This is a genomic window from Qipengyuania gaetbuli, assembly GCF_020524765.1.
In the GTDB taxonomy this organism is placed as follows: Bacteria; Pseudomonadota; Alphaproteobacteria; order Sphingomonadales; family Sphingomonadaceae; genus Qipengyuania; species Qipengyuania gaetbuli_A.
This window is the reverse complement of the sequence record NZ_JAIVLR010000002.1, coordinates 609,684-634,898: the sequence shown is the minus strand read 5'-3', so window position 1 is coordinate 634,898 and position 25,215 is coordinate 609,684. Positions and strand designations below refer to the sequence as shown.

Annotated in this window: 24 protein-coding genes and 1 tRNA gene; 6 read left to right on the top strand and 19 right to left on the bottom strand. The window is 64.6% G+C overall.

Annotated elements, in window-relative coordinates; all coding sequences use genetic code 11:
- The first annotated feature begins 79 nt into the window (after positions 1 to 79).
- Complete coding sequence (gene panB, locus LC083_RS11590) at positions 80 to 952, top strand: 3-methyl-2-oxobutanoate hydroxymethyltransferase (protein ID WP_226700518.1); 873 nt, start codon at positions 80 to 82, stop codon at positions 950 to 952.
- A 16-nt stretch (positions 953 to 968) separates the two neighbouring features.
- Positions 969 to 2,039 carry a DUF475 domain-containing protein gene (locus LC083_RS11585; RefSeq protein ID WP_226700517.1) on the top strand — a complete coding sequence of 357 codons (1,071 nt, stop codon included), beginning with the start codon at positions 969 to 971 and terminating at the stop codon, positions 2,037 to 2,039.
- Here the strand turns inward: LC083_RS11585 and LC083_RS11580 are convergent.
- The 7 genes from LC083_RS11580 to LC083_RS11550 form a co-directional block, all read right to left on the bottom strand.
- Positions 1,972 to 2,973: a bile acid:sodium symporter family protein gene (locus LC083_RS11580; RefSeq protein ID WP_226700516.1), complete on the bottom strand. Its 1,002-nt coding sequence runs from the start codon at positions 2,971 to 2,973 to the stop codon at positions 1,972 to 1,974. The two genes, LC083_RS11585 and LC083_RS11580, sit on opposite strands and share 68 nt — an antisense overlap.
- A gap of 33 nt (positions 2,974 to 3,006) precedes the next feature.
- A complete protein-coding gene (locus LC083_RS11575; RefSeq protein ID WP_226700515.1) occupies positions 3,007 to 4,692 on the bottom strand; it encodes a tetratricopeptide repeat protein in 1,686 nt (561 codons plus the stop codon).
- A 25-nt stretch (positions 4,693 to 4,717) separates the two neighbouring features.
- Positions 4,718 to 6,082 carry a PEP-CTERM-box response regulator transcription factor gene (gene prsR, locus LC083_RS11570; protein ID WP_226700514.1) on the bottom strand — a complete coding sequence of 455 codons (1,365 nt, stop codon included), beginning with the start codon at positions 6,080 to 6,082 and terminating at the stop codon, positions 4,718 to 4,720.
- Entirely contained in the window at positions 6,082 to 8,187 is a 2,106-nt protein-coding gene (gene prsK, locus LC083_RS11565) for an XrtA/PEP-CTERM system histidine kinase PrsK (RefSeq protein ID WP_226700513.1), read from the bottom strand. The genes prsR and prsK overlap by 1 nt, the downstream gene beginning before the upstream one ends.
- A complete protein-coding gene (locus LC083_RS11560; RefSeq protein ID WP_226700512.1) occupies positions 8,187 to 9,575 on the bottom strand; it encodes a TIGR03013 family XrtA/PEP-CTERM system glycosyltransferase in 1,389 nt (462 codons plus the stop codon). The genes prsK and LC083_RS11560 overlap by 1 nt, the downstream gene beginning before the upstream one ends.
- 140 nt (positions 9,576 to 9,715) lie before the next feature.
- The gene (locus LC083_RS11555; RefSeq protein WP_226700511.1) at positions 9,716 to 10,009 is read right to left on the bottom strand and encodes a hypothetical protein; all 294 of its coding nucleotides are present in this window, start codon (positions 10,007 to 10,009) and stop codon (positions 9,716 to 9,718) included.
- 76 nt (positions 10,010 to 10,085) lie between these two features.
- The gene (locus LC083_RS11550) at positions 10,086 to 11,468 is read right to left on the bottom strand and encodes a helix-turn-helix domain-containing protein (RefSeq protein WP_226700510.1); all 1,383 of its coding nucleotides are present in this window, start codon (positions 11,466 to 11,468) and stop codon (positions 10,086 to 10,088) included.
- Positions 11,469 to 11,614: 146 nt separating this feature from the next.
- Between LC083_RS11550 and LC083_RS11545 the strand changes: the two genes are divergently transcribed.
- Positions 11,615 to 13,213, top strand: a complete 1,599-nt coding sequence (locus LC083_RS11545) for an isocitrate lyase (RefSeq protein WP_226700509.1) — start codon at positions 11,615 to 11,617, stop codon at positions 13,211 to 13,213.
- A gap of 20 nt (positions 13,214 to 13,233) precedes the next feature.
- On the top strand, positions 13,234 to 13,416 hold the full coding sequence (locus tag LC083_RS11540; RefSeq protein WP_160606618.1) for a hypothetical protein: 183 nt from the start codon (positions 13,234 to 13,236) through the stop codon (positions 13,414 to 13,416).
- A gap of 73 nt (positions 13,417 to 13,489) precedes the next feature.
- On the opposite strand, the gene LC083_RS11535 is transcribed toward LC083_RS11540, so the two are convergent.
- From LC083_RS11535 to efp, 7 genes are all read right to left on the bottom strand, one after another.
- Positions 13,490 to 14,830, bottom strand: coding sequence for an amidohydrolase (locus LC083_RS11535; protein WP_226700508.1), 1,341 nt, complete (start codon positions 14,828 to 14,830; stop codon positions 13,490 to 13,492).
- A gap of 119 nt (positions 14,831 to 14,949) precedes the next feature.
- Entirely contained in the window at positions 14,950 to 16,785 is a 1,836-nt protein-coding gene (locus tag LC083_RS11530; RefSeq protein ID WP_226700507.1) for an SLC13 family permease, read from the bottom strand.
- Positions 16,786 to 16,852: 67 nt separating this feature from the next.
- A complete protein-coding gene (locus LC083_RS11525; protein WP_226700506.1) occupies positions 16,853 to 17,458 on the bottom strand; it encodes a hypothetical protein in 606 nt (201 codons plus the stop codon).
- 81 nt (positions 17,459 to 17,539) lie between these two features.
- Positions 17,540 to 17,623, bottom strand: a tRNA-Leu gene (locus tag LC083_RS11520).
- A 41-nt stretch (positions 17,624 to 17,664) separates the two neighbouring features.
- Complete coding sequence (locus tag LC083_RS11515; protein WP_226700505.1) at positions 17,665 to 18,486, bottom strand: inositol monophosphatase family protein; 822 nt, start codon at positions 18,484 to 18,486, stop codon at positions 17,665 to 17,667.
- A gap of 9 nt (positions 18,487 to 18,495) precedes the next feature.
- A complete protein-coding gene (locus tag LC083_RS11510; protein ID WP_222553622.1) occupies positions 18,496 to 18,846 on the bottom strand; it encodes a hypothetical protein in 351 nt (116 codons plus the stop codon).
- Between the two features lie 12 nt (positions 18,847 to 18,858).
- Entirely contained in the window at positions 18,859 to 19,422 is a 564-nt protein-coding gene (gene efp / locus LC083_RS11505; protein WP_226700504.1) for an elongation factor P, read from the bottom strand.
- Between the two features lie 152 nt (positions 19,423 to 19,574).
- Here efp and LC083_RS11500 point away from each other — a divergent pair, with 152 nt between their 5' ends.
- The gene (locus LC083_RS11500; RefSeq protein ID WP_226700503.1) at positions 19,575 to 19,946 is read left to right on the top strand and encodes an elongation factor P; all 372 of its coding nucleotides are present in this window, start codon (positions 19,575 to 19,577) and stop codon (positions 19,944 to 19,946) included.
- Between the two features lies 1 nt (position 19,947).
- Here LC083_RS11500 and LC083_RS11495 read toward each other — a convergent pair whose 3' ends face one another.
- The 3 genes from LC083_RS11495 to thiE are packed head-to-tail and all read right to left on the bottom strand — an operon-like array spanning position 19,948 to position 22,540.
- Positions 19,948 to 20,622, bottom strand: a complete 675-nt coding sequence (locus LC083_RS11495; protein ID WP_226700502.1) for a M23 family metallopeptidase — start codon at positions 20,620 to 20,622, stop codon at positions 19,948 to 19,950.
- Between the two features lie 17 nt (positions 20,623 to 20,639).
- Entirely contained in the window at positions 20,640 to 21,860 is a 1,221-nt protein-coding gene (locus LC083_RS11490; RefSeq protein ID WP_226700501.1) for a L,D-transpeptidase family protein, read from the bottom strand.
- 50 nt (positions 21,861 to 21,910) lie between these two features.
- On the bottom strand, positions 21,911 to 22,540 hold the full coding sequence (gene thiE, locus LC083_RS11485) for a thiamine phosphate synthase (protein ID WP_226700500.1): 630 nt from the start codon (positions 22,538 to 22,540) through the stop codon (positions 21,911 to 21,913).
- A 79-nt stretch (positions 22,541 to 22,619) separates the two neighbouring features.
- Between thiE and LC083_RS11480 the strand changes: the two genes are divergently transcribed.
- The gene (locus LC083_RS11480; RefSeq protein ID WP_226700499.1) at positions 22,620 to 23,024 is read left to right on the top strand and encodes a hypothetical protein; all 405 of its coding nucleotides are present in this window, start codon (positions 22,620 to 22,622) and stop codon (positions 23,022 to 23,024) included.
- 4 nt (positions 23,025 to 23,028) lie between these two features.
- Here the strand turns inward: LC083_RS11480 and LC083_RS11475 are convergent, their stop codons facing one another.
- Both LC083_RS11475 and LC083_RS11470 read right to left on the bottom strand, forming a co-directional pair.
- Positions 23,029 to 23,916, bottom strand: a complete 888-nt coding sequence (locus LC083_RS11475) for a fructose bisphosphate aldolase (RefSeq protein WP_226700498.1) — start codon at positions 23,914 to 23,916, stop codon at positions 23,029 to 23,031.
- Between the two features lie 80 nt (positions 23,917 to 23,996).
- Positions 23,997 to 25,208: a phosphoglycerate kinase gene (locus tag LC083_RS11470; protein WP_226700497.1), complete on the bottom strand. Its 1,212-nt coding sequence runs from the start codon at positions 25,206 to 25,208 to the stop codon at positions 23,997 to 23,999.
- Between the last annotated feature and the right edge of the window lie 7 nt (positions 25,209 to 25,215).

Sequence of the window (25,215 nt, the reverse complement as noted above, 5' to 3'; positions counted from 1 at the left end):
GGGCGGGCTTTAAGCATGGATACCGGGCGGTGTCCAAGCGTTGCTTTGCCTTCTCCCCTGCACTTGCTAGGGCACGCCAATGTCGACCACATTCCAGCTCGATACGAGCACCAGCCGCGCCAACCCCACGCCCCAGCCGATGAAACGGCTGACAGTGCCGAAGATTCGCGCCCACAAGGCAGACGGCGAAACGAAGGAGCCGCTGGTGATGCTGACCGCCTATACGGCGCGCCAGGCGCAGATCCTCGATGCGCATTGCGACATCCTGCTGGTCGGGGATTCGCTGGGGCAGGTGATCTACGGATTGCCATCGACCATTCCCGTCACGCTGGAGATGATGGCGAACCATGCGGCCGCCGTGGTGCGGGGCAGCTATCACTCGGTCGTGGTCGTCGACATGCCCTTCGGATCCTACGAGGCTTCGAAAGAACAGGCGTTCGAAAGCGCAGCCTTCCTGCTCAAGCAGTCGGGCGCCGCGGCGGTCAAACTGGAAGGCGGCGCGCAGATGGCCGAGACCATCGCATTCCTCAACCAGCGCGGCATCCCTGTGATGGGCCATGTCGGCCTGACCCCGCAGGCGGTAAATGTGCTCGGAGGGTACATGGCGCGCGGGCGCAGCGATGCAGAGGCGGACAAGATCGTCGGCGATGCAAAGGCGCTCGACGAAGCTGGTGCATTCGCAATCGTAATCGAGGGCGTTGTCGAGCCCATCGCGATCGAAGCGACCAAGGCCGTATCGTGCCCCACCATCGGCATCGGTGCCTCTGCGCAGTGCGACGGACAGGTCCTCGTGACGGAAGACATGCTCGGCATGTTCGAGCGCGTCCCGCGTTTCGTGAAGAAATACGAAAACATCGCGGAGGTCATCGACCGCACTGTGGCAACCTATGCCGAGGAAGTGCGTTCACGCAGTTTCCCGTCGCAAGAACAGACCTACCAGCCTAAGAGCTGAGATTCGGACCTAAAACATGCTCGCAACTCTCTGGCGTTTCTACGCCTTTTCCCTGTTCTTCACCCTCGCCTGTCTTGGCCTTGGCGCCTGGTACGGCTGGAGCGCAACCGGTACGATCACCGGGACGCTGTCGCTACTGTGGATCATCGTGGTCCTCTCGGTCCTCGAAATCTCGCTCAGCTTCGACAATGCCGTGGTCAACGCCTCGGTACTGAAGGAAATGGACGAGGTCTGGCAGCGCCGGTTCCTGACCTGGGGCATCGCATTCGCGGTCTTCGGCATGCGCGTGGTCTTCCCGCTCGCCATCGTGGCCATCGCCGCGGGGCTCGGGCCGCTCGAGACAATCAACCTCTCGCTCAATCAGCCGGACGAATACGAGCGCATCGTGTCGAGCGCACATGTCGGCATTGCGGGTTTCGGCGGCGCATTCCTTGCTATGGTGGGCCTGAAGTTCTTTTTCGACCTCGACAAGGAAGTGCACTGGATTGCCGTGATCGAGCGCAACCTCGCCAAGTTCGCTGCCCTGCCCGCAGCCGAAATCGCGTTGCTGCTCTTGGTCATGTGGGGCATTTCGAACCTGCTCGAACCAGACGAGGCGCTGACTTTCCTCGTTGCCGGCATCCTGGGCCTCGTGACGTTTATTGCAGTCGAAGGGATCAACACGATCCTCGAGATGAAGGAAGAGGCGCACAAACTGCAGGGCGCCGTTGTGCGCAGCGGCCTCGGCGGCTTCCTCTACCTCAACGTGCTCGACGCAAGCTTCAGCTTCGACGGGGTGATCGGGGCATTCGCATTGTCGAACAACATGGTCGTCATTGCGCTGGGCCTGTCGATCGGCGCCATGTTCGTGCGCTCGATGACCATCCATCTGGTCCGCAAGGGTACGCTGGCAGCCTACCGCTTCCTCGAACACGGCGCCTTCTGGGCGATCATCGTGCTCGGCGCGATCATGCTCGTGTCTGCCAAGTTCCACATTCCCGAGACGATTACCGGACTGATCGGTGCAATCCTGATCGGCCTCAGCTTCTGGTGGTCGGTGCGGTACAACCGTCGCCACCCGGTCGAGGCTGACGGGCCAGCCGCGTAGACAGGGGCGCGGCCAGCACCAGCTGGAACAGGTGGTAAAGCAGCAGTGGCACCACGATGAAACCGGCCACGGCGGGCGGGAACAGGATCGTTGCCAGCGGCGCTCCAACCGCTGCGCTCTTCTGCGCTCCGGCGAAGAGGAAGGCGATGCGGTCTTCGCGTCGCAGGCCCAGCATGCCGCCGGTTGCCCATGCACCGAAATGACCGACGGCGAGGAACAGGCCGACCAGCGCAAGGACTATTGCCCAGCCCGACCAGTCCATGCGTGACCACAGGCCCTGCTCCACAGCGCCTGAAAAGGCGACATAGACTGCCACTGCGATCACGAAGCGATCGATCCAGACGATGCGCTGCCTGTAGCTTGCCGTGAACCGGGCAGCGCGCTTCTGGAAGACCTGTCCGATGGCAAATGGCAGGACGAGGATCGTGAGGATCTTGACGATGGCCTCGCTCCCCACCGCGCCCTCGCCGCTCCCGCCAAGCGCAAGGAAGATCGGCACGGTCACAAAGACACCGAGGATGTTCAGCAATGCCGCGCTGACGACCGAGAGCGCGACCGTACCGCCGGAAAGGGAGGTGTAGGAGGTCGCTGATTGCACGGTCGATGGAAGCGCTCCGAGGTAGAGGAAACCCAGCGCGACGACTGCAGGCAGAGCGCTACTCGCAACCACTGACAGCCCCATGCCGGCAATCGCCATCGCGCCGAACACCCACAGGACCAACGGGAGGAGGAACCTCCAGTTGGCAATGCCGGCGAGGATATCCTGGCGGTCGATCCGCAGGCCGTTGAGCAGGAAGAGCAGGAAGATAGCCGCATTGGCAATGAGCTGCGCGATCTCGCGTGCCGAGCCTGTCGCAGGGACCAAAGCTGCTGCCGCAATGGCAATTGCCAGAAAGCGGATCATCGGGTCTCGGGCGATGGATGCGAGTGCCATGAGGGTCCACCTGCCCGTGAGCTGTGCCCGTGTCTAGCGGCGCGAAAGCGCGGCGAGCTTTGCCTGCAACTCGCTGCGCAGCGTCCTGTCCTCTGGCGGTAGAGCATCCAGCAGCGCCGTTATGGCAGGCAGGCTGGTACGCTGCGTTTCGTAGGCCTCCAGCGCCCAGTCCAGCTTGTCAGCACCCTGACCCTCGCCCAATTGCCCAGCAGCGACGCTGCGGGCGGCAATGACCCATGGCACGCCGCGCATTCCGCGTTTCAGCGCACGGTCGAAGAGGTCGGCGGCTTCCTGCCACTTTCCGGCTTCGGCATAGGCGCTCGCAGTAAGTGCCGCCGCATGACCGTTTGCCGGGTTTGCGGCGGCGTATTCTGCAATAATCCGCGCCGCGTCTTCGCTCTCCAGTGCTGCAGAGAGCCGCAAGACCAGAGGCCATGAACGTTTTATGCTTGCAGCTTTCCCATAGGCCTCACGCGCGCCGACGCGATCGCCGGCGGCCAGTGCGGCATCGCCCCGCAAGGCCCACGCATCGCTCGAGTTGGGGAATTCAGCTGTAAAGGAGCGCGCGGCAGCAAGCCCTCCCTGGAAATCACCGTTATACATCCGCGCACGGATCGCATCGCGTTTTGCCAGCGCGGTCCTGCCCTGAACACCGGTAGGTGGAAGGACGGCCAGCGCCTCCGCCGGTGACGAGGCCAAGTCGAGGAATACAGCGGCTTGCTCCCGGTCCCCAAGCGCTTCGTAGGCACGGCCCACGAGTGTGCGCAGCCATACCGAACCGAGTGGTCCTCGCGCCTGATCGGCGAAGCGGTACACCAGTTCCTCCTCGCCGCCGCTACGCGACAAGGCATACGCGAGCAGTTCCGCAACCCTGCGATTGTCGGGTTGCAGGCGCTGCAGTTGGTCGAGAGTTTGTGCCGCGCTTTCGAGATTACCCCGCTCGATATCGATGATCGCCGAAAGCAATCGGGCGGCAGGAGTGCGGCTGCGCATCGCACCCGACCGGTCGAGCGCCTCGCGCGCTTCGGCAAAGGCGCCGCTTCGGGCAGCCGCCACCGCTTTCAGATAGTGGGCAGCAGGCGTTTCCGTCTCTTCTTCATAAAGCAGGTCGATCGCCTGGGGAACGTCGCCTGCATCAAGCAGGGCTGCAGCGTATTCAAGCCGCACGTCCTCGTCGCGGGGCGCCGCCTGCCGCGCCCTGGCAAACCAGTCAGCCGCCGGGACCATGCCTTCGCTATCGCGCGCCAGATGGCCGCGGAACCGCAGCGCTTCGGCGTTGTCCGGCCCGAGTTCCACTGCCTTTTTCGCAGCATCGAGCGCAGCGAACTGGTTGCCGATGTTGTAACGAAGCCGACCGATATCGACCCACAGCTCCGGATCATCGGGAGCGACAGCGCGCGCCCGTTTCAGCGCCTCGATGGCAGCCGGCAGGTTGCCCTCGAGGTACGCAAGCTTGCTCAGCAAGCGGAAGCCTTCGCTTGCCGTCTCTTGGCTGAACTCGCCGTTACCGAGCCAATTGCGGGCTGAAACCAGGTCGCCGCGCTCCAGCGCCTCCTTGCCAGCCAATGCAGCGTAGTCGGTCCGGGGCGTGCCCGCCGCCGCGAGCTCTTCAAGCGTCAACTGCACTGCTCGAGCGTCGCCGCGTTCCACCTGGACCCGCAGATTTTCGATGCCGTCACGGGTCCCGCCGCTTACTCCGCAGCCTGCAACCAGGGCCACTGCGAGAACCGCAGCCAGTCGAAAATCAGTCCTGCAGGTCATACTGCTTCAGAAGGTCGTACAGCGTCGGACGACTGATACCGAGCAGCTTGGCGGTATTGGAGATATTTCCCTGCGTGCGCGACAGGGCCTTGCGGATCATCCTCCGGTCTGCCTCCTCACGCGCCTGCTTGAGATTGAGCGCCAGTTCGCCTGCCTCTTGGTCCCCGCCAAGATCGAGGTCTTCGGCACCGACCAGCTTGCCGTCCGACATGATAACCGCCCGCTTCACGCGGTTTTCCAGCTCGCGCACATTCCCCGGCCAGCCCCAGCTATCGATGGCCGCAAGGGCATCGGGAGCAAAGCCTTTCACCTGCGGGTTCATCTCCGCGCTGAACCGGGACAGGAAATGTTTTGCGAGCAACACGGCATCGCCCGGGCGCTCGGCCAGAGTGGGGATTTTCACGACGATTTCCGCGAGCCGGTAGAACAGGTCTTCACGGAAGGTCCCCTCTGCGATCATCGCTTCAAGATCCTGGTGCGTCGCACACACGATGCGCGTGTCGACCGCAATTGGCTTGCGCCCGCCGATCCGCTCTATGACGCGTTCCTGCAGGAAGCGTAGCAGCTTGACCTGCAGCGGCAGCGGGATGTCGCCGACCTCGTCGAGGAACAGCGTACCGCCGTCGGCCAGTTCGATCTTGCCCTCGTTGGTCTTGACCGCGCCGGTGAATGCGCCCTTCTCATGCCCGAAGAGTTCGCTTTCGAGCAGATTCTCGGGGATCGCGGCGCAGTTGATGGCGATGAAGGCCCCGCCGCGCCTGTCGCTCGCCTCGTGCAGGCCGCGGGCGAGCAGTTCCTTGCCGGTACCGCTTGCGCCGAGGAGCATGACCGAAACATTCGTCGGCGCGACACGCTCGATCGTCCTTGCCACTTTCGCCATTTCGGGAGCAGCGGTGATCATCGAGCCGAGAACCGTTTTCTCCTCGCCCACCTTGGCCGACAGTCGGCGGTTTTCCGCCTCGATTTCGTGCAGCCTGAAGGCACGATCGACGATCATGCCCAGCTGGTCGATATCGACCGGCTTCTGGTAAAAATCATAGGCCCCGCGATCGATCGCTTGGAGAGCGCTTTCGCGAGCGCCGTGGCCGCTGGCGACGACCACCTTGGTGTCGGGCTTCATGGCCATGATCGCATCGAGCACGGCAAAGCCCTCGCTCGTCCCGTCGGGATCCGGCGGCAGGCCGAGATCGAGCGTGACGACTGCCGGTTCTTCGGAACGCAAAGCGGCAAGCGCCTGGTCGCGGTTGCCCGCAATGACGACTTCGTAATTGTCGTAGGCCCACCTCAACTGCGCCTGCAGCCCTTCATCATCCTCGACGATGAGCAGCTTGGGTTTCGCCTCGGCCATCAGACGGTCTCCTGGGTCGGGGTGCCGGACCCTTGGTAGATTGCTTGTGCAGAGCGCAGCGGCAGGCTGACGCTGAAACGTGTGCCCAGCCCTTCGCGGGATTCTACGTCGAGCCGGCCCTGCATGGCGCGGATCGTCTCGCGCGCCTCGTATGCACCGATGCCGAAACCCCCGTCCTTCGAACTGACGAAGGGCTTGAACAGGCCGTTGCGCAGGAAGGCGGGGCTCATGCCCTTGCCCTGGTCAATCACATGAATCTGGCCCGTGATACCGTCGCTGAAGACTTCGATCGTAACCGGCGTTTCGTCGAAACTCGCATCGATGGCGTTCTGCACGAGATGGGCGAGCGCCTGTTCCAGCCCCTCGGCATGGGCGACGACGACCGTCTGTTCGGAACGTGCGATGCCAATGGGGTGTGACCCGCCAAACTGGTCGACGAGCTTCCTGGCGACCTGCGCGAGATCAAGCGGCTCGACCGACTGGTTACCGGCCGTGCCATACCGTCCGAGCCGCGCGAGCAGGAGGTTGAGCTTGTCCGCGCTGTTGCGCAGCGTCACGAGCATGTCCTTGCGGAATTCCGGCTTGTCGGCATGCAATTCTGCATTGCGCATCAGGAGCGACATCTGGCTCGACAGATTCTTGATGTCGTGCATGACGAACGCCATGCGGCGGTTGAACTCGTCGAACCGGCTTGCCTCGGAAAGGGCGACCTGTCCGCTCTGTTCCGCAAGGTAGCTGGCGAGCTGGCGTCCGACGATACCAAGAAGGTCGAAATCCTCCCAGTCGAGGTCGCGCGTGATGGCCGGCCTGGCGAGCACGATGACGCCCACAAGGCGGTCGAAGTGCAGCAGCGGCACGGCTGCCCAGGCGCGCTGTTCCTCGCGCAGCCATTCGGGCAGGAATTCGAGCTCGCCGTGATGCTCCACGCCTTTGCGGGCCTCGTCGAAATCGATGATCAGTCCTTCGCGCTCGAGGATCGTGGCCAGTTCGACCGGCATGGCGCGGTGCGGGATGTCCGCGTTCGGCCAGCACCAGCTTGCGCCCAGAACCAGCGAACCGTCGTCATCGGGGACGAGAAGCAAGCCCGAGGGACTGTCGGTGATATCGGCCAGCGCCTTCACCGTACGTTCCTGCAGGCTGGTCTCGTCGAAGCCGGTGCGGCCGATGGTATTGGTGAAGCGCATCCACTCGCTACGGTAATCGTAGCGGTGCTTGAAGAGGTGCTTGATCGCGGTCACTCGCATCCAGCCGCGCATCCGGTCGGACGGCAGCCAGATCAGCGCCAGCGCGCCCGCCGCGATAAGCAGGCCGACCTGCGTCAGGGCACGCACGTCGCCTTCAAGCAGGTCGAGCGAATTCGCCAGAACCAGCATGACCGCGAAATAGGCGCCGATCACCAGCAGCGAGAGCGAGCGGAAAGCGAGCGTGCGCGAAGGCCGGAATTCGAGGCCCGCGGCATTCGAATTGTAGCCGATGGCGAAGGGTACCGCGATGATCGCTGCGGCAAGTCCCTGGACCGCGACCAGTTCGGGCGGCGCGCCCCCAGTGAGATAGGCCAGCGTATGGAAGTTGAGCGCGAACGCCCACATCCCCGCCATCGCCGCGGCATTCCAGCGCAGCAGGCGGCGCGACGAAAGCGCAGCGCCCACGTAGAGGTTGTGGATCAGGACGAGCGAGCCCACCGCGATCAGGACGCGCAGGATCGCGGCGGTCTCGAACACCATCAGGCTAGCATCGGGCCAGCCGGCATAGCGCCGTGCCAGCATCAGCAGCGCAATCTGGAAGGTCTCGACCAGCGCCAAGGCAATTGCCGCGGGTCGCACAAGGCGCAGGCTCTCGTCGCGGCCATCATTGGCGAACAAGCGGAAGAGGACGAAAATCCAGGCAAGGTTGCGCGCCACTGCCGTGAGGGAAACGACCAGCCGGTCGGGCGGGAAGCTGGCCGCCGCAAAGCACCAGTTTGCCGTCAGGGCAAGCGCCGCCACACCGGCCCAGCGGTCTGGCCTCTCGCTCGCACCGAAACGCGCGACCCACAGCGCGGCAAGGCCGCAAACCAGCGCGCCGACCGCGTAAAGCACGGACCCGATGCTGCCGACCCATTCCATCAGCGCGCGCCGTCCGGCCAGAGGATGACGCGCGCCGTCTGCAGGAGGATCAGCACGTCGAGGAAAGGCGAGTAATTCTTGGCGTAATACAGGTCGTATTCCAGCTTTCGGCGGGAATCGGCCATGCTCGCGCCATAGGGGTAGTTGATCTGCGCCCAGCCGGTAATGCCGGGCTTCACCATGTGGCGTTCGGCATAATACGGCAGTTCGGCCTCAAGCTCGCGAACGAATTGCGGGCGTTCGGGACGCGGGCCCACAAAGCTCATTTCGCCCTTCAGCACGCTCCACAATTGCGGCAGTTCGTCGATCCGAACGGTGCGGATGAAGCGCCCGACACGCGTGATGCGGGGGTCGTCCTTCTCCGCCCATTTCGCGCCGTGCACCTCGGCATCCTGGCGCATGGAACGCAGCTTGGGGATCATGAAATTCTGGCCGAACAGGCCGACGCGCTGCTGGCGGTAGAACGCCGGACCCTTGCTCTCCAGTTTCACGAGCAGCGCGAAGAGGAGGATCAACGGCAGGGTCGTCACAAGCAGGACAAGGCTCACTACGACATCGAAGGCACGCTTGGCGATGGATGACAGGCGCTGGCCGGCAGTGAAACCATCCGAGAAGATCAGCCAGCTCGGGTTGAGCGTATCAAGGTCGAGCCTGCCGGTTTCGCGTTCGAGGAAACCGGACAGGTCGCTGACATCGACCCCCTTGGTCTTCACCCGCAGCAGGTCCTTCAGCGGCAAAGCATTGCGCCGTTCCTGCATGGCGAGGACGACTTCCTGTGCCCCAATGCTTGCGACATATTTGCCGAGGTCCCCGACCGATGCGCGGTCGAGAGCGCCCTCAATCTTTTCACCCGGGCCGGTGCCCATCCAAAGGCAGGCGAGCACCTTGAAGCCCGCATCGGGCCTGCGAGACAGGTCGACGATCCTCTGCGCCCGTGGCCCTGCCCCCAGTACCAGAACCCGCCGCCTGAAAGCATCCTTGTCGATGATACGCGACATCAGCAGCCGGTTTACGACCAGCAACACCAGCCCGATGGCCATCGCGTAGAGCAGAATGGAGCGCCACAGCGCCGTACCGGGCAGCACCAGGTTGACGAAGGAGATCGCAAAGATGCCGAGCCCCAGCGCCACGAAGATACGGGCGGTGGCAAAGCGCATCGAGCGAAGCGCAATCGGCGTGTAAGTACCTACCGCAATGGTCGCGAGCCAGACGATGACGGCAAAGCCGATCACGGCCGGCAAGCGGTCGCGAAACGGTCCCGGATCCATCTGCAGCTGGAAGGTGCGCAGGTGCCAGCCCGCCTCGCCCGCGAGGACCAGCAAGAGCAGGTCCAGCGCGCACAGAAGCATCACCTCGTAAGGGATGTAATGCTTGAAAATTCGAAACATCGTCGTTCTGCGGCGGCCTCGGGCTTGGTTAAGGCCAGCCTTACCATTGGAATGGTGAACTGTCGGTAAATTTTACACCAATGAAAAACGGCGCCCTGTCGCAGTGACAGGGCGCCGTTTCGAGTGCTTTTCAGGCCGGGTCAGTTGTTGACTGCGTCCTCGACCGCTTCGCCTGCATCCTGCGCAGCCTCGCCGACGGCGCCGGCCGCTTCGCCGACTTCGTTGGCGGCATTGGCGATGGCCTCATCCTTGGCGACCTCGGCCCCGCCCATCTGGGTGAAGAGGACGACCGCCACGACGGCGACGACCAGCAGGACGAGCGCCATCAGCCAGCCCGAACCACCGCTGCGGCGCGGTTCGTCGGTCACGACGGTATGGGTGGTGTGCGTATTGCCGTCGGGCGTACGCGTTTCCGTGATACGTTCTTCTGCCATTGGTACTTGCCTTCCCACAATTGCTTGTATTGTGGCGAAAACGCGGCGCGCTGGCAGGCGGTTCCCGCGTGGCTGGTTAACGCTCTCCGAACTGGAACGGCGTGGTCCCGCGGCTCATCCGGTCGAAACTGAGGTGTCGTCCGCGTGGCGGCAATGAACGCTGCGCGCAATTCTCGCGGTGGCAGCGCGCACAGCCCGGTCCGATCGGCTGCGCATCGGCAGGACGCAGCGAAACGCCCCGCGCCTGTGCAAGGTCGCCTGCCAGGACGGCCTCGATGCCCAGGACGACGGAATAACGCGCTTCGCCCTTGGCCCCGCTTCCGACAGGGCTCTTGGCCATGGTCAGCCAGCCTCCCTGCCTGTCTCCGCCATCATCGAGTGCGATGAACTGCACCTGCAATTCCCCGCCCCGTTCGAAGGCCAGATGCGCCGCCCACAGCGGGCAACTCACCTCCCCGTCGAGGAAGCGGGCCGTGCTGGCACCGACGAAAACCTTGGAAAACTGCCCCGCCCGGTCAAGCCGCGCCATGAAGAAGGGCAATCCCCTCTGGCCGACCCTCTGCAGCGTCGTGAGGCGGTGGGCGAGCTGCTCGAACGTCACCCCGAAGCGGCGCTGGAGAACGGGCAAATCGTATCCGGTCGCCTCGCAGGCACGCAGGAACCGGCCGTAGGGCATGATCAGCGCGGCGGCGAAGTAGCCGGTCAGGTGGCGGGCGAACAATTGCCGCGCCGCATCGTCCTCCAGCCGCGCACCCTGCACGATGGCGTCGATCTCGTCGCGCTGTTCGAGCTGGGCCAGCTGCGTGGCGAGGTGGAAATTGCGCGAGGCGGGGCTGAGCATTTCGTTCAGCTGGATCTGGCGCGCGTGCAGGTCCAGCCGGCTCAGCCTGTCCGGCAAGACCTCGGCCGGCAGGATGCGGACGGATAATTGGTGCCGTTCGCGCAGGCGGTCCGTCAGGGCGACCCCGATATCTCCGCGCGACAAGCGGATTTCGTCGGCCAGCTCCTCTGCTGCGGTATCTAGGTCCGCGAAATGGTTGCGCCAGCGTTCGATCTCGCGCCGCGACGCGGCCAGCGGATCATCGAACAGGTCCGCGCCTGCACCCGCCTTGTCATAGAGGCGCGCGAAGGCCGCAGCGATTTGCGGCGAAGTCGCAAGGAACTCCTCCGCCTCGTCCCGGTCGATGGCGAGGTCGGCGAACCTTTCGTCCGCCAGTCTCCGCATCAGCCCGTCGAGACCGCCCACCGCCTCGTCCTCGCGCAGGGACCGGGGGTCGAATTCGAACTGTTCGACCATCGCCATGATGACGCGCGCGCTGACCGGGCGCTGGTTGCGTTCGATCAGGTTGAGGTAGCTGGGCGAAATCGACAGGCGCGTCGCCATGGCTGCCTGGGTCAGGTTCTCGCGCTTTCTGAGGCGGCGTATCGCCGGCCCTGCAAGGAGCGCCTCGTCAGCCATTTTGTAAAATCCTTTACATCTTTACAGCCATATTTGCCAAACACGCGCCAATTAGACAACAAATTCTGTAAATTTCCCTGTCATGCAAACGCCCGAGGGCACATCTTCCTCGCAAGGCCACAGCGCCAAGACGACAGGAGATTCGCATGACCTACCAGAGCCGCATCGCCGAACTCGGCCAGACCATCGCCAAGAACGGCGACAGCTGGGCAGCCATCGACGCAGCAAGCGCTGCTCGCATGGCCGTGCAGAACCGCTTCCCCACCGGCCTCGACATTGCGCGTTACACCGCCAAGATCATGCGCGAGGACATGGAAGCCTACGATCGCGACCCGGCGAACTACACCCAGTCGCTCGGCTGCTGGCACGGTTTCATCGCCCAGCAGAAGATGATCAGCATCAAGAAGCATTTCGGCAGCACCAAGCGCCGTTACCTCTACCTTTCGGGGTGGATGGTCGCCGCCCTGCGCAGCGAATTCGGCCCCCTGCCCGACCAGTCGATGCACGAGAAGACGAGCGTTCCGGCCCTGATCGAGGAACTCTACACCTTCCTCAAGCAGGCCGACGCCCGTGAACTCGGCGGCATGTTCCGCGAACTCGACAAGGCCAAGGAAGCCGGTGATGCAGTCAACACGCACCGCCTGCTGCGCGAAATCGACGAGCACCAGACGCACGTCGTGCCGATCATCGCCGACATCGATGCAGGCTTCGGCAATGCCGAGGCGACTTACCTTCTCGCCAAGAAGATGATCGAGGCGGGTGCCTGCGCCCTGCAGATCGAGAACCAGGTGTCGGACGAAAAGCAGTGCGGCCACCAGGACGGCAAGGTTACCGTTCCGCACGAGGACTTCCTCCAGAAGATCCGTGCGATCCGTTATGCCTTCCTCGAACTGGGCGTGCCCGACGGCATTATCGTCGCACGCACCGACTCGCTCGGCGCGGGCCTCACCAAGCAGATCGCGTACTCGACCGAACCGGGCGACCTTGGCGACCAGTACAACAGCTTCCTCGACTGCGACGAAGTCGATCCGGCCAACATCACCAATGGCCAGGTCTTCATCAGCCGCGACGGCAAGCTCCTTTCGCCCAAGCGCCTGCCCAGCAATCTCTACCAGTTCCGCGCCGGAACGGGTGAAGACCGCTGCGTGCTCGACTGCATCACCGCTCTCCAGAACGGTGCGGACCTACTGTGGATCGAGACCGAGAAGCCGCATGTCGAACAGATCGCCGGCATGGTCGACCGTGTTCGCGAGGTGATCCCGAACGCCAAGCTGGTCTACAACAACTCGCCCAGCTTCAACTGGACCCTCAACTTCCGCCAGCAGATTTTCGATGCGTGGGAGAAGGAAGGCAAGGACGTGTCGGGTTACGACCGCGCCAAGCTGATGAGCATCGACTACGACGGCACCGAACTCGCCGCCGAAGCCGACGAGAAGATCCGCACCTTCCAGTCCGATGCCGCGAAGCGTGCCGGTATCTTCCACCACCTCATCACGCTGCCGACCTACCACACGGCCGCCCTGAGCACCGACAACCTCGCCAAGGAGTACTTCGGTGAACAGGCGATGCTCGGCTACGTGAAGAACGTCCAGCGCGAGGAAATCCGCCAGGGTATCGCCTGCGTGAAGCACCAGAACATGGCCGGTTCGGACATCGGCGATGACCACAAGGAGTACTTCGCCGGTGAAGCCGCCCTCAAGGCCGGCGGCAAGGACAACACCATGAACCAGTTCGCAGCTGCCTGAGGAGAGGAAGGATGACGACGATGACCGACGAAGCCCCGAAGACCGAACCGGGCCGCGCACGCGCCCTGTTCTCCACCGCCGACTTCCGCCTGCTGCGGACCGCCTTGATGCATTACGCAAGGGCGACGGATGACCGGGAGGAGCTCGCCAAGATCAACGCGCTCCACCACCGCCTGGGCACCTACGTGCCTTCGGACAGCTAAATACCAGTTCTCCTGGGGAGGAGAAACGGCCGTCGCAGCACCCCCAAAGCTGCGGCGGCCGTAAATTTTTGGCTCAGCCCCCGCTGCGCGGCATCAGGTCGAGCGCGGCACTGGCGAGCGCTTCCGCACCTGTCGCGACCACCTTTTCGGCATCGGGTGCCCAGAACGGCGAGTGCAGCGAAGGGAGCGGCTTGCCCTCTTCCTTCAGCGCCTTGAGCATGTGGTCCGGCGTACCGCTGACCCAGAAAATCACCGACTTGATGTTGTCGGGATCGGCGCGGCGGTATTCGCTGAAATCCTCGCCCCCCATCACCGGCGGCTGGGTACCGACACGGTCGGCCCCGAAGCGGTCGGCGAAGCTGGCCAGCAGTTGTTCGGCGAAATCGGGATCGTTGTAGGTGGACGGCGTGAAGTCTTCCTGCACCTCGACCACCGGCATGAGGTTTTCGGGCATGCCTGCCGCCACAGCTTCGCCGCGGGCGATGCGGGCGATCCCGTCGAGCAGCAGCTTGCGGCTTTCGTCGGAATAGCTGCGCACGGTCAGCTGCATGCGCGCCTCGTCCGAGATGATGTTGTGCTTGGCACCGGCAAGGAAGCTGCCCACCGTCACCACGCCCGGCTCCAGCGGCGACAGTTCGCGGCTGACCAGAGTCTGCAGGCGCATGACGATGGCGCTGGCGAGCACGATCGGGTCCTTGGTGGTGTGCGGATAGGCCCCGTGGCCGCCGACGCCCTTCACGGTGATGTTGACGCTGTCGACATTCGCCAGCGCATATCCCGGCGAGATGCCGATGCTTCCGGCCGGCTTGTCCGCAGCCGCATCGTGGAAGGCGATGGCGTAATCGGGCTTGGGGAAACGGGTATAGAGCCCGTCGGCCAGCATGGCGCGCGCACCGCCTCCAGCCTCTTCGGCAGGCTGGAGGACCATCACCAGCGTGCCCTGCCATTCGTCCTTGCGTTCGGCGAGCAGCTGGGCGGCCCCGATGAAGCCGGTCATGTGGGTATCGTGGCCGCAGGCGTGCATCACGCCCGTCGTCACGCCGCTGGCAGGCGTCGCCATGACCTTGCTGGCGAAGGGCAGCCCGGTCTGTTCGACCACCGGCAGCCCGTCCATGTCGGCGCGCAGCAGGACCGTGGGCCCGTCACCGTTCCTCATCACCGAGACGACGCCGGTCTTGCCCACGCCTTCGGTCACTTCGAAGCCCAGGGCGCGCATCCGCTTGGCGAGCTTGGCGGAGGTCTTGTACTCCTCGAAGCTGAGTTCCGGATTGGCGTGAAGGTCGCGGTAAAGCTCCATCAGATCGGGCATGTCTTCGGCCAACGAGGCGCGCAGGTCCTGCGCCGAGGCAGGGGCCGCAAAGGCAAAGGCAAAGGCAAGCGCGGCAAGGCTTGTTGGACGGATGTAGGACTTCACTGGTTTCTCCCCCACAGCATGGAACACTTGGAACACGGTCCTGGGGCGAAATTCCGCGCCCCGGACCATCGCCCCTCTGGCCGCGCCTGTCTGGCACGGCGGCAAGCCGTAGGAAAGCCCTACAACCCGTAAGTGAAGACGAGCGCGGCCGACAGCGTGACCACCATGATGATGACCAGCGGCACGCCCGTGCGCACGTAATCCCCGAATTCGTAACTGCCTTCCGACATGATGAGCATGTTGGTCTGGTAGGCGATCGGCGTCGCGTAGCAGAGGTTGCAGCCGAACAGCACCGCCAGCACCATGGGTTCAGGCGGCAGGCCAAGCTGCGTGGCGATGGCAAAGGCAATGGGCGTCCCGACCGTCGCCGCCGTTGCGTTGGACGCGAAATTCGTGATGAAGGTCATGGTCAGCATGATCACCGCCAGCGCCGCTGCCGGGGTCAGGTATTGCAGCCCGCTCGACATGACGAGGCCGATCCAGTCCGCCGCCCCGCTTTCGAGGATCACACGGCCCAGCGCGATACTGGCTGCCACCAGCACGATGACCGAGGCGGACAGCGCCCGGCCCACGCGGTCGAATTTCACGCAGCCCGTGATGAACATCAGGATCGCGCCGAGCAGCGCGGAAATCGCGATCGGCACCTTGAGCAGGTAGAAGCCTTCGCTGCCGAAAAAGGGCAGGCCGACCGATGCAAGCGCGACCGATGCGCCCATGATGCCGGCGGCAAGCACGGCTTTCGAGCGGCGCGGCAATTCGCGGCGGCCTTCCAGCGTCAGCAGGCTGTCCGCGCGCTCGAACCGTTCGATATCGTCGGGCAGGCCCATCACCAGCAGCACGTCGCCTTCCATGAAGCGCAGGTCGCCGCCTTCGGAATAGCTGTCCTTCTCGCCCAGCAGCCGTTCGGGACGATGCGTGCCGATCACCGCCACCCCGTACAGGTCGGCAATGCCGGAACTGGGCAAGGTGCGTCCGATCAGGCGCGAATCCGCCGTCACTGTCATTTCGACGACCGCGATGTCGATGCCCTGGTCGTGCGAAGTGCGGCGGATGCGGTCGATCACCCAGCTGGGTGCGGCATCGCCGCGCAGCACCGACATGGCCTCTTCGATCGCCTGGTGGGTGCCGGTCATGCGCAGCCGGTGATGCGGGCGCATAAGGCCGCGCGGGACTTCGTGGAATTCGATACCGTCGGGAAGGCGCGAGGTCACTTCGGACAGTTCGCGCCCGTTGAGGATCGAATTTTCCGTCACCCGCAGGCGCGTCTCGAACCGGCGCAGCGCGTGGACCTGCGCGATACGGTTGTCGCCCAGCATGCGCGGCATCACCAGCCACACGAAAGGCAGCGCGATCAGGCAGGCGAAGATCACGATAGGGGTGAAATGGAACACGCCCATCCGCGCCATCCCCAGGTCGACCGCGATGGATACGACGAGGATGTTGGTCGAGGTGCCGATGGTGGTCGCCAGCCCGCCCAGCAGCGATGCGGCATTCATCGGGATCAGCGTCTTGGAAGCGGGCAGCAGGCCGCGTTCGGCCAGCGCCACGAAGATCGGGATCAGCAACACGAGGACGGGCGTGTTGTTGATGAACATCGACAGCACGAAACAGACCACGAGCGAGAACAGCAGGCCCAGCTGGAGGTTGAACTTGAACATCCTCTCCAGGAAGCGGGCAGCCGGTTCCAGCGCGCCGGTCACCACCAGTCCGCGCCCCATGACCATCAGCGCGCAGATGGTGATCAGCGCGTAATGGCCGAAGCCGGAGAAGGCGAGCTGCAGCCCGTCGGTCGGGTCGTTGCCGTCGAGCGGGAAGAAATACAGGCCGACCGCGATGACCGCGATTGTCAGCAGGGAGACGATCTCCACCGACATGCGGCCGCGGGCAAAGGCGACGAACATGGCGACGGTCACGACCATGGCGGCTATCGCGTGATAGGACGGAATTCCGATCATCCGCCTGCGTGAATTCCATCGCTGGGGCGCGAATTCAAGGGCTTTCGTCCCCTAGTTGCAATTCGTCTCAGCTTGGCCGTGTCGCGGCGGTGCTTCGTCCCTCGACCAGCAGGGCCACGGCAAAGGCAGCCGCGACCAGCGTACCGGCGCCGCCTGCAAGGAAAGTCCAGTCGGCTCGGCTGGCCATCGCAATCAGGTTGAGGCCTAGCGCTGCAAGGCCCGAAAGCGCGCAGATCGCGCCGACTGCCCTGGCTGCCGCCCCGCCCTTCCCGAACAGCGACAGTCCCAGCATCACGGCTGCAGCGCCGAGCGTGAACTTGGCGAGGAAATAGAGGAAGAACGCCCCTGCCAGCACTGCCTCGAACAGTTCGGGCAGGCTTTCCGACACTTTCATCGCGGGCGCGAACATCGACAGGCCCATCGCTACCTGCAGCATGTTGAGCAGGCCGGAGATGCCGACCAGCGTCCACAGCATCGCATTGTCCGACCGCCTCATTCCGAGTGCGAACGACACGGTCGCCAGCACGAGGAAGGCGATGAGTTCCGCAAACCACGTCAGCGGGCGCAACATCTCGTTTTCCGAGCCCGAAACGACGGTGATGTAGAAAATCTGCGACGCCACGGTCGCCAGCAGCGCGATTGCGACTGCGCGAATGGATGCCTGCTCGCTCATGGACTGTCCCCCTTGTGCCGGCACGAGATGAAACCATGCCGTTCGCGGGGTCTGCCACGAAAGTTACAGCGAATGGAAGGCTGGTACCCCTGGCCGGACTCGAACCGGCACTTCAAAGAAACTCGATTTTGAGTCGAGCGCGTCTACCAATTCCGCCACAGGGGCCTGTGCAGGAGCGCGGGAGTTAGCCGCGCTCTGCGGGTGCATCAAGCCTTGAGGGCCTGCGCCACCAGTTTGTGCAGCTTCGAATGCAGCTGGTCGTTGGCGGCCAGCACCTGCTTCGAAGGGATCTGTTCCGAACGGCCGCGGAAATCGGATACGAAGCCGCCAGCTTCGCGCACGATCAGGCAGCCGGCCGCGGTATCCCAGTCGTTGAGGCCGCTTTCCCAATAGCCGTCGAACCGGCCTGCTGCGAGCCATGCGAGGTCGAGCGAAGCCGCGCCGAAGCGGCGGATTCCCGCGACATTGGGGCCGACCGCGCTGAAGATCTTCGACCATTCGGCGAAGTCGCCGTGGCCCTGGAAGGGGATGCCGGTCGCGATCAGCGCTTCGGACGGGTTGCGGCGCGAAGACACGCGCAGGCGGCCATCATGCAACCATGCGCCGCGGCTCTTTTCGGCCCAGAACGTCTCGTCGGTGACCGGGTTGTAGACCACGCCCGCGGTCACTTCGCCCCATTCGTCGCTGCCGAGCTTGCGTTCCTGCACCGCGATGCTGATCGCGAAATGCGGGATGCCGTGGAGGAAGTTGCTGGTGCCGTCTAGCGGGTCGACAATCCAGCGCGGCATGCCGTCCTTGCCCTCGATCACGCCGGCTTCTTCCATTACGAAGCCCCAGTCGGGACGCGCCAGGAGCAGCTCGTCGTAGATCGCGCGTTCGGCACGCATGTCCGCCTTGGACACGAAATCGGCAGGGCCCTTGCGGCTCACCTGCAGGTGTTCGATCTCGCCGAAATCGCGGCGCAGGCGGGCACCCGCCTTGCGCGCGGCTTTCTCCATCACGCGGATCAGTCCGGAAATTGCGGCCATTGGTATCTCTTACTCGGTGAGGACGCGGATCGAACGCGCCTGCAGGTGGATGTCGCCCCACTCGCAGGCCATGTCGAACTTCGTGCCCTCAATGTTGAAAGTGTCGATCGCGAAGCGGCGTTTGCCTTCGTCGCCGATGTCGCGGCGGTCGAGGCTGAGCTTGGAAATGCCCGCGAAGCGCAGCATGCCGGGGTGGAAGCAGCCGTCCTCCCCTGCGCCCGGTTCCTCGTAATCGGGGTGTCCGGGCTCGAGGCAGAAATCCATCTCCAGCGTCAGTTCGTCATCATTGATGATCACCGCCCGCAGCGTGCTGCTGGCGATGTCGACGTGATCGAATCGGCTGGCGATGGACTTGCCCATGGACGATGTGCCTCAGTTGGCCTTGCCGACGTAGGTCTGCTCGTAGACGTCGACCACGATGCGCGTGCCGCTTTCGATGTGCGGCGGCACCATGATGCGCACGCCGTTGTCGAGCACGGCAGGCTTGTAGCTGGACGAGGCCGTCTGGCCCTTCACCACGGCGTCGGCTTCGACGATCGTGGCTTCGATCTGCTGCGGCAGTTCGACGCTGATGGGCTTTTCGTCCCACAGTTCGAGCATGACCTGCATGCCGTCCTGCAGGAACGGGCGGGCATCGCCGAGAAGGTCGGAAGGCAGGTTGATCTGCTCGTAGGTTTCCTGGTCCATGAACACGAGCATGTCGCCGTCTTCATAGAGGAACTGGTAGTCTTTGGTATCGAGGCGCACCTTCTCGACCGTGTCGGCGCTGCGGAACCGGACGTTGGTCTTGCGGCCATCCTGCAGGTTCTTCATTTCGACCTGCATGTAGGCGCCGCCCTTGCCGGGCTGGGTGTGCTGGATCTTGGCGACCTTCCAGATGCCGCCTTCGTACTCGATGATATTGCCCGGACGGATGTCCACGCCGCTGATCTTCATGGGAAACCTGCCTTCGATGTGAAAGAGCTCCGACCGGCAGGGATTCGTGCCGGGCGGACGTGCGCCGCGCGCCTTACCCGAGGCAGGCCAATCGGGCAAGCAATGGAAAATTCATGTGGCAACCCCTATATTGGGCTGTGGAGGGCATCACCATGAAACGCCTCATTGCCACTGGCCTCGCCGCCGCCGCGTTTACCGCCACCGCCGCACCGATGGTGCAGGCGCAGGGCCGGCTCGGCCTGCTCGAACAGGGAGAATATGTCTGCGCCCTGCCCGGCAGCGCGACCGGACCCGCCTGGCGCGAGATGGACGCGCATAATTTCGCCATCACCGGGGCATCCAGCTACCGTACCGACAAGGGACAGGGCACCTACCTGCTCGAAGGCAACCGCGTGACCTTCACGCGCGGCCCGATGAAAGGGCACCGCATGATGCTCCTGTCGTCCGGACTGCTGCAGGAACTGGGCAAGGACGACAAGCTCGGCCGCCTGCGCTGCCACCGCGCAGGCCCGCTGCAGGACTGAGCTAGCGTCCCGCGGTCAGGAGCGGGAACGGATTGACCGCGTTTGCGGGCTCCCACCACTCGGCATCCTGCGTCGTCTGCAAAATCGCGAAATGCAGGTGCGGAGCCTCGTCCGAGGCATTCCCGCTCGACCCGACCGTGCCCAGCCGCTGGCCGCGGCGCACGCGCTGGCCTTCCTTCAGCCCTTCGGCATAGCGGTCGAGATGCGCGTAGTAATGGATCGTCTCGCCATCGGGTGAGCGCACGTAGATCGTGTTGCCGCCCGCGTCGGAGCGGAACAGCTTCTCCACCGTCCCCGGGCCTGCCGCCACCACGCTGGTGCCGCGCGGTGCCATGATGTCGATCGCTTCGTGGAGGCGCACGCCCTCGCTGCGCGAATCGCTGAAGGTATCGGTGAGGTCGGAGGGGCGGATGTTCTTGACCGGGATGAGCAATTGCCGCCCGTCGCTGTCGGCAGGAGCGGTCGGCCCTGCCCTGTCGAGCGCGGCGGCAGAAGCGTCGGTCTCGCCATCGGTGGGCACAGGGACGGGACTGGGTGCAGCCTCTGCCGGGCGCGTGTTCTTGCGCTGGCTTTCGCTGCTCGCATTCTCGATCAGCGTGCCGCCCGCCACGATCCAGATCGCACTGGTAATCGTGGCGGTGATGACGATGGTGAGGATGCGATCGACAAGGTTCATGGGCCTACCCTAACCCATCAAGCCTCGAATATCACCTGCGTCGATTGCGAGACCATCTGGGCCAGCCGCGCGGCATCCCAATTGGTCAGGCGCACGCAGCCGCTGCTCTGCGCGCGGCCGATGGTATCGGGCTCCGGCGTGCCGTGAATACCGTAATGCTCCTTGCTGAGGTCGATCCACACGACCCCGACCGGGCTGTTGGGCCCGGCAGGCAGCTTGTACGTCTCTCCCGAACCCTTGCCGAGCACTTCGGGATCATAGGAATAGGGCGGGTTGTAAGCCTCGCCGAGGATCTTCCATTCGCCCAGCGGCAGGGGAAATTCGCTCGAGCCGGATGACACGGTGAACAGCGCCACCAACTTGTCGCCCTGGTAGGCGCGCAGCGTGCTGCCTGCCTTGCTGACGACGATGCGGTCCACTTCGGTCTGCTGGCTACCGACGCCGAGCGAGGCGAGCGTGCGCTGCCAGTTGCTGTCGTCGATCGAGCCGGGCTTGATGGCATCCGCGCCGATATTGGGCACGCGGATCTGCTGGCCGACCTGGAAATAGCTCGGCTCCTCGCCGTCGGGCCGGGCGATGTCGGGGGTCGGCGTGGGCTGCGGATTGGGGCCCTTGCCCTGCGCCGCACCGGCAGGCTGGCCGCCGGGATTGAGTTCCTTCAGCACCGCGACAGTGGTGTGAAAGCGTTCGGCCAGCCGCTCGTCGAGCGAGCGGTAGCCCAGCCTCTCCATTTCCGCCTGCTCGGCCGGATCCTCGGGGATCGAGCGATAGTCGGTTTTGCCCCAGCTTGCGGGGATGGTGACCACGCGGGTTGCAGGTATCTGCTCCCACTCCGCCAGCGCTGCCTTGGTCGGCTCGTCGAGCGCACCCGTAGTGTCGAGGCCGTTCGCTTCCTGGAAACCCAGCAGCGCGTTCTCGGTGCTCATGCCCATCTTGCCGTCAATGACACCCGGCCCGAAGCCGATCCGGTCGAGCACGACCTGTGCCTGCATGACCGGGCGTTCTTCGGAATCGCGAATGGCACCGGCATCTGCCGCCATCGCATCGCCTTTGCCATAGGCCGCGTCGTTCGAGGCCATGGCGTCGGCGTAATTGTCCTCGCCATAGGTCTCGTAGCCCTGGTCGGGCGCGGCAGGCCGGGCGGCGGCCGTGTCGGTCCGGTCAGTCTCTTCGGCCCCGTCCAGCCCGCAGGCGGCAAGGGTTACGCAGGATGCGGCGAGCAGCAGGAAATGGCGCATGGGAACTCCCGAAATTACGGGACGCGACCCGTCCCTTCGGGAGAAACAACTCACTTTACCGACATTTGCTCCGCAAAGGCCTTGATTGCGGCCACTTCGTCACCGTTCCAGACGGCGCCCGATACGGCGAGGAAGTCGGCCCCAGCCTCCACGATCGGACGGCAGTTCTCAGGCGTGATCCCGCCGATGGCGACGCTGGGAATCTCCACCATCTCGCTCCACCATTCGAGCAGTTCGAGTTCGGCGGTGTGCTCGGTCGCCTTGGTGGTGCTGGGGTAGAAAGCGCCGAAAGCGACATAGTCCGCCCCCGCCTCGCCCGCTTCCAGCGCAAGGTGGCGCGAGCCGTGGCAGGTCACGCCGATCTGCGCCTCGCGGCCCAGTTCCTCGCGCGCATCGGCAGGATCGCCGTCGCCCTGCCCCAGGTGCACGCCATCGGCCTTCAGCCGCTTGGCCAGCCCGACGTCGTCATTGACGATGAAGGCGACTTCGCGCGCGGCGCAGATCGCCTGCAGCGGTTCGGCAAGCGCAGCAGCCTCGTGCTGGTCCAGCCCCTTCACGCGGAACTGGAAGGCCGTGACGAGGCCTGCACCTGCGTCGAGCGCGCGTTCGAGGCGTGCGGGAAAATCGCCCGACACGTCGAGCGGCGAAATCAGGTAGAGCTGGCAGGGGGTATCGGTCATCGCGGCGCTTCGTATCGCCAGAAACGCGCTTCGTCGACATTCAGATTTGCGAAAGCGGCGCGCGGCCTATCCTTGCCCCATGACCAAACGCCCCCTCGCCCTTGCGGCAGCCGCCCTGCTCTTCCCCGCGATCGCCGCCTGCGCGGTGGTGCCCGATGCGCCCATCGTGGAAGGTACTCCCCGCGCCGAGGGCACTCCCGTTGCCATCGGGCAGCCGGTGCGCGTGGGCGATATCGTGGTCACGCCCCGCCGCGTCGTCGAGGACAGCCGCTGCCCGGTGAATGCGCGCTGCGTATGGGCGGGCCGCCTCGTGGTCGAAACCCGCATCGATGGTGCGGGCTGGCGCGACACGGCCAATATCGCGCTGGACGAGGATTACGGCACGCACCAGCGCGTGGTCGCGCTCGTCTCGGGCACGCCGGAGGTCACCACCGGGCGCGAACTGGCGCCCGGCGAGTATCGCTTCGTCTACGAAAGCAGGTAGGTCGTCAGGCGACGCTGGCGGCGTGGATCTGGTCGATCGCGCCCGACAGCGTGCCGTCGAATTCCTCATCGCTCTGCGTGGCGCGCAGGTCCTGCAGCAGGCCGCGGCTGAAGCTGGCGATCATGCCCGGGTTCTGCGCCAGATGCTGGCACGCCTCGTCGGTCGAATAGCCGCCCGACAGTGCCACGACGCGCAGCACCTTGGGGTGGCTGGTCAGGCCCGAATAGAGGCCTGCGTCCTTGGGGATCGACAGCTTGAGCATGATCTGCTGGCCTTCCGGCAGCGCATCCAGCCCTTCCTCGATCGCGGCGAGCATGATCTTTTCGCCTTCCGCACGGTCGGCGGCAGTGATGTCGTATTCCGGCTCCAGGATCGGCACGAGGCCGCAGGACAGGATACGCGCGCCTTCGGCAAACTGCTGGTGGACAGCGGCCTTGATGCCAGCCGGATTGGCCGACTTCACAACGCTGCGCATCTTGGTGCCGAACACGCCCAGATCGCGGGCGCGGTTGCACATGTCCTCGAGGCCCGGGTTCGGCTTCATCAGCTGCGCGCCGTCACGCTCGTCCTCGAGGCCCTTGTCGACCTTGAGGAAGGGCACGATGCCGCGTTCTGCGAGGCGGTGGGGCACGCTCTTGCCGCCGCTCTGGCCGTCCATCGTCTTTTCGAACAGGATCGCGCCAATGACCTTGCCATTGCCGAAGCAGGGCGCCTCGATGATGCGCTGGCGCATTTCGTGGATCAGGCCGAACATTTCGTCCTCGGTGGTCCAGGCACCCTCTTCGATGCCGTAGCCCTTGAGCGCCTTGGGGGTCGATCCGCCCGACTGGTCGAGCGCCGCGATGAAGCCCTGGCCGGTGGCGATACGCTGGCGCATTTCCTCGAAATTCATGTCCGTCCTCGCTGGTGCGTGCATAGGTATGCACGGCCCCTTAGCGGGGGCTCTTCGCAGCTGCAACAGGAACGCGAGGATTACTTGTTGAGGGCGGCGACCCCGGGCAGGTCCTTGCCTTCCATCCATTCGAGGAAGGCGCCGCCTGCGGTCGACACGAAGGTGAACTCGTCCTTCACCCCGGCATGGGCGAGCGCGGCGACGGTATCGCCCCCGCCCGCGACCGAGGTGAGCGAACCGTCCTGCGTCAGCGCGGCTGCGGTCTTGGCGAGCGCGACGGTCGCGGCATCGAACGGCTCCGTCTCGAAGGCACCCATCGGGCCGTTCCAGACCAGCGTGCGGCAGGTCTTGAGCACGTCGCCAAGGGCCTCCACCGCCAGCGGGCCGACGTCGAGAATCATCTCGTCCGCGGCAACCTCGTGGACGTTGCAGACCCGCATGCTCGCCGGATTGGCCGCGAATTCCTTCGCCACCACCACGTCATAGGGCAGGTGCACGGTGCAGCCGGCATGGTCGGCCGTATCCATGATGCGGTTGGCGGTGTCGGTCAGGTCGTGTTCGCACAGCGACTTGCCCACATCGACCCCGCGCGCGGCGAGGAAGGTGTTGGCCATGCCCCCACCGATGATGAGGTGCTGCACCTTGCCGACGAGGTTTTCGAGCACGTCGAGCTTGGTCGAGACCTTGGCACCGCCTACCACGGCAGCAACCGGCGTCTGCGGCGCGCCGAGCGCGGCGTCGAGCGCCTTCAGCTCCGCTTCCATCGCGCGGCCAGCATAGGCGGGGAGGAAATGGGCCAGCCCTTCGGTCGAGGCGTGGGCGCGGTGCGCGGCGGAGAAGGCGTCGTTGACGTAGAAATCGCCATGTGCCGCAATGGCCTTGGCGAATTCGGGATCGTTCGCTTCCTCGCCCGGCCAGAACCGCACGTTGTCGAGCAGGCCGATATCGCCAGCGCGCAGGATGCCGATCGATTGTTCGACCACGGGCCCCGAAACTTCGGGGATGAACATGATTTCCTTGTCCAGCACCCGCTCGACATCGCCCTGCACCATGCTGGTGCTCATGGTCGAGTGACGCTGGCCCTTGGGCCGGCCAAAATGCGCGAGCAACAGGACCTTGGCGCCCTTGTCCGACAACTCGAGGATGGTCTGCTTGACCGCCTCGACGCGGGTGACGTCGCTGGCGCGTCCCTCCTGCATCGGCAGGTTGAGATCAACGCGCACCAGCGCGACCTTGCCGGTTACATCGCCAAGGTCGTCCCCAAGGTCATCAAGGGTCCTGAATTTGCTCATCTGACTG

Bases quoted from the DNA above. Each gene is read 5' to 3' on its own strand.
- LC083_RS11540 (WP_160606618.1), top strand. From the start codon at position 13,234: ATGACCGACGAAGCCCCGAAGACCGAACCGGGCCGCGCACGCGCCCTG.
- LC083_RS11475 (WP_226700498.1), bottom strand. From the start codon at position 23,916: ATGAATTTCGAGGAAATGCGCCAGCGTATCGCCACCGGCCAGGGCTTC.
- LC083_RS11555 (WP_226700511.1), bottom strand. From the start codon at position 10,009: ATGGCAGAAGAACGTATCACGGAAACGCGTACGCCCGACGGCAATACG.
- LC083_RS11545 (WP_226700509.1), top strand. From the start codon at position 11,615: ATGACCTACCAGAGCCGCATCGCCGAACTCGGCCAGACCATCGCCAAG.
- LC083_RS11515 (WP_226700505.1), bottom strand. From the start codon at position 18,486: ATGGCCGCAATTTCCGGACTGATCCGCGTGATGGAGAAAGCCGCGCGC.
- efp (WP_226700504.1), bottom strand. From the start codon at position 19,422: ATGAAGATCAGCGGCGTGGACATCCGTCCGGGCAATATCATCGAGTAC.
- LC083_RS11585 (WP_226700517.1), top strand. From the start codon at position 969: ATGCTCGCAACTCTCTGGCGTTTCTACGCCTTTTCCCTGTTCTTCACC.
- panB (WP_226700518.1), top strand. From the start codon at position 80: ATGTCGACCACATTCCAGCTCGATACGAGCACCAGCCGCGCCAACCCC.
- LC083_RS11550 (WP_226700510.1), bottom strand. From the start codon at position 11,468: ATGGCTGACGAGGCGCTCCTTGCAGGGCCGGCGATACGCCGCCTCAGA.
- prsR (WP_226700514.1), bottom strand. From the start codon at position 6,082: ATGGCCGAGGCGAAACCCAAGCTGCTCATCGTCGAGGATGATGAAGGG.
- LC083_RS11490 (WP_226700501.1), bottom strand. From the start codon at position 21,860: ATGCGCCATTTCCTGCTGCTCGCCGCATCCTGCGTAACCCTTGCCGCC.
- LC083_RS11560 (WP_226700512.1), bottom strand. From the start codon at position 9,575: ATGTTTCGAATTTTCAAGCATTACATCCCTTACGAGGTGATGCTTCTG.
- LC083_RS11525 (WP_226700506.1), bottom strand. From the start codon at position 17,458: ATGAGCGAGCAGGCATCCATTCGCGCAGTCGCAATCGCGCTGCTGGCG.
- LC083_RS11580 (WP_226700516.1), bottom strand. From the start codon at position 2,973: ATGGCACTCGCATCCATCGCCCGAGACCCGATGATCCGCTTTCTGGCA.
- prsK (WP_226700513.1), bottom strand. From the start codon at position 8,187: ATGGAATGGGTCGGCAGCATCGGGTCCGTGCTTTACGCGGTCGGCGCG.
- thiE (WP_226700500.1), bottom strand. From the start codon at position 22,540: ATGACCGATACCCCCTGCCAGCTCTACCTGATTTCGCCGCTCGACGTG.
- LC083_RS11510 (WP_222553622.1), bottom strand. From the start codon at position 18,846: ATGGGCAAGTCCATCGCCAGCCGATTCGATCACGTCGACATCGCCAGC.
- LC083_RS11480 (WP_226700499.1), top strand. From the start codon at position 22,620: ATGACCAAACGCCCCCTCGCCCTTGCGGCAGCCGCCCTGCTCTTCCCC.
- LC083_RS11530 (WP_226700507.1), bottom strand. From the start codon at position 16,785: ATGATCGGAATTCCGTCCTATCACGCGATAGCCGCCATGGTCGTGACC.
- LC083_RS11495 (WP_226700502.1), bottom strand. From the start codon at position 20,622: ATGAACCTTGTCGATCGCATCCTCACCATCGTCATCACCGCCACGATT.
- LC083_RS11470 (WP_226700497.1), bottom strand. From the start codon at position 25,208: ATGAGCAAATTCAGGACCCTTGATGACCTTGGGGACGACCTTGGCGAT.
- LC083_RS11500 (WP_226700503.1), top strand. From the start codon at position 19,575: ATGAAACGCCTCATTGCCACTGGCCTCGCCGCCGCCGCGTTTACCGCC.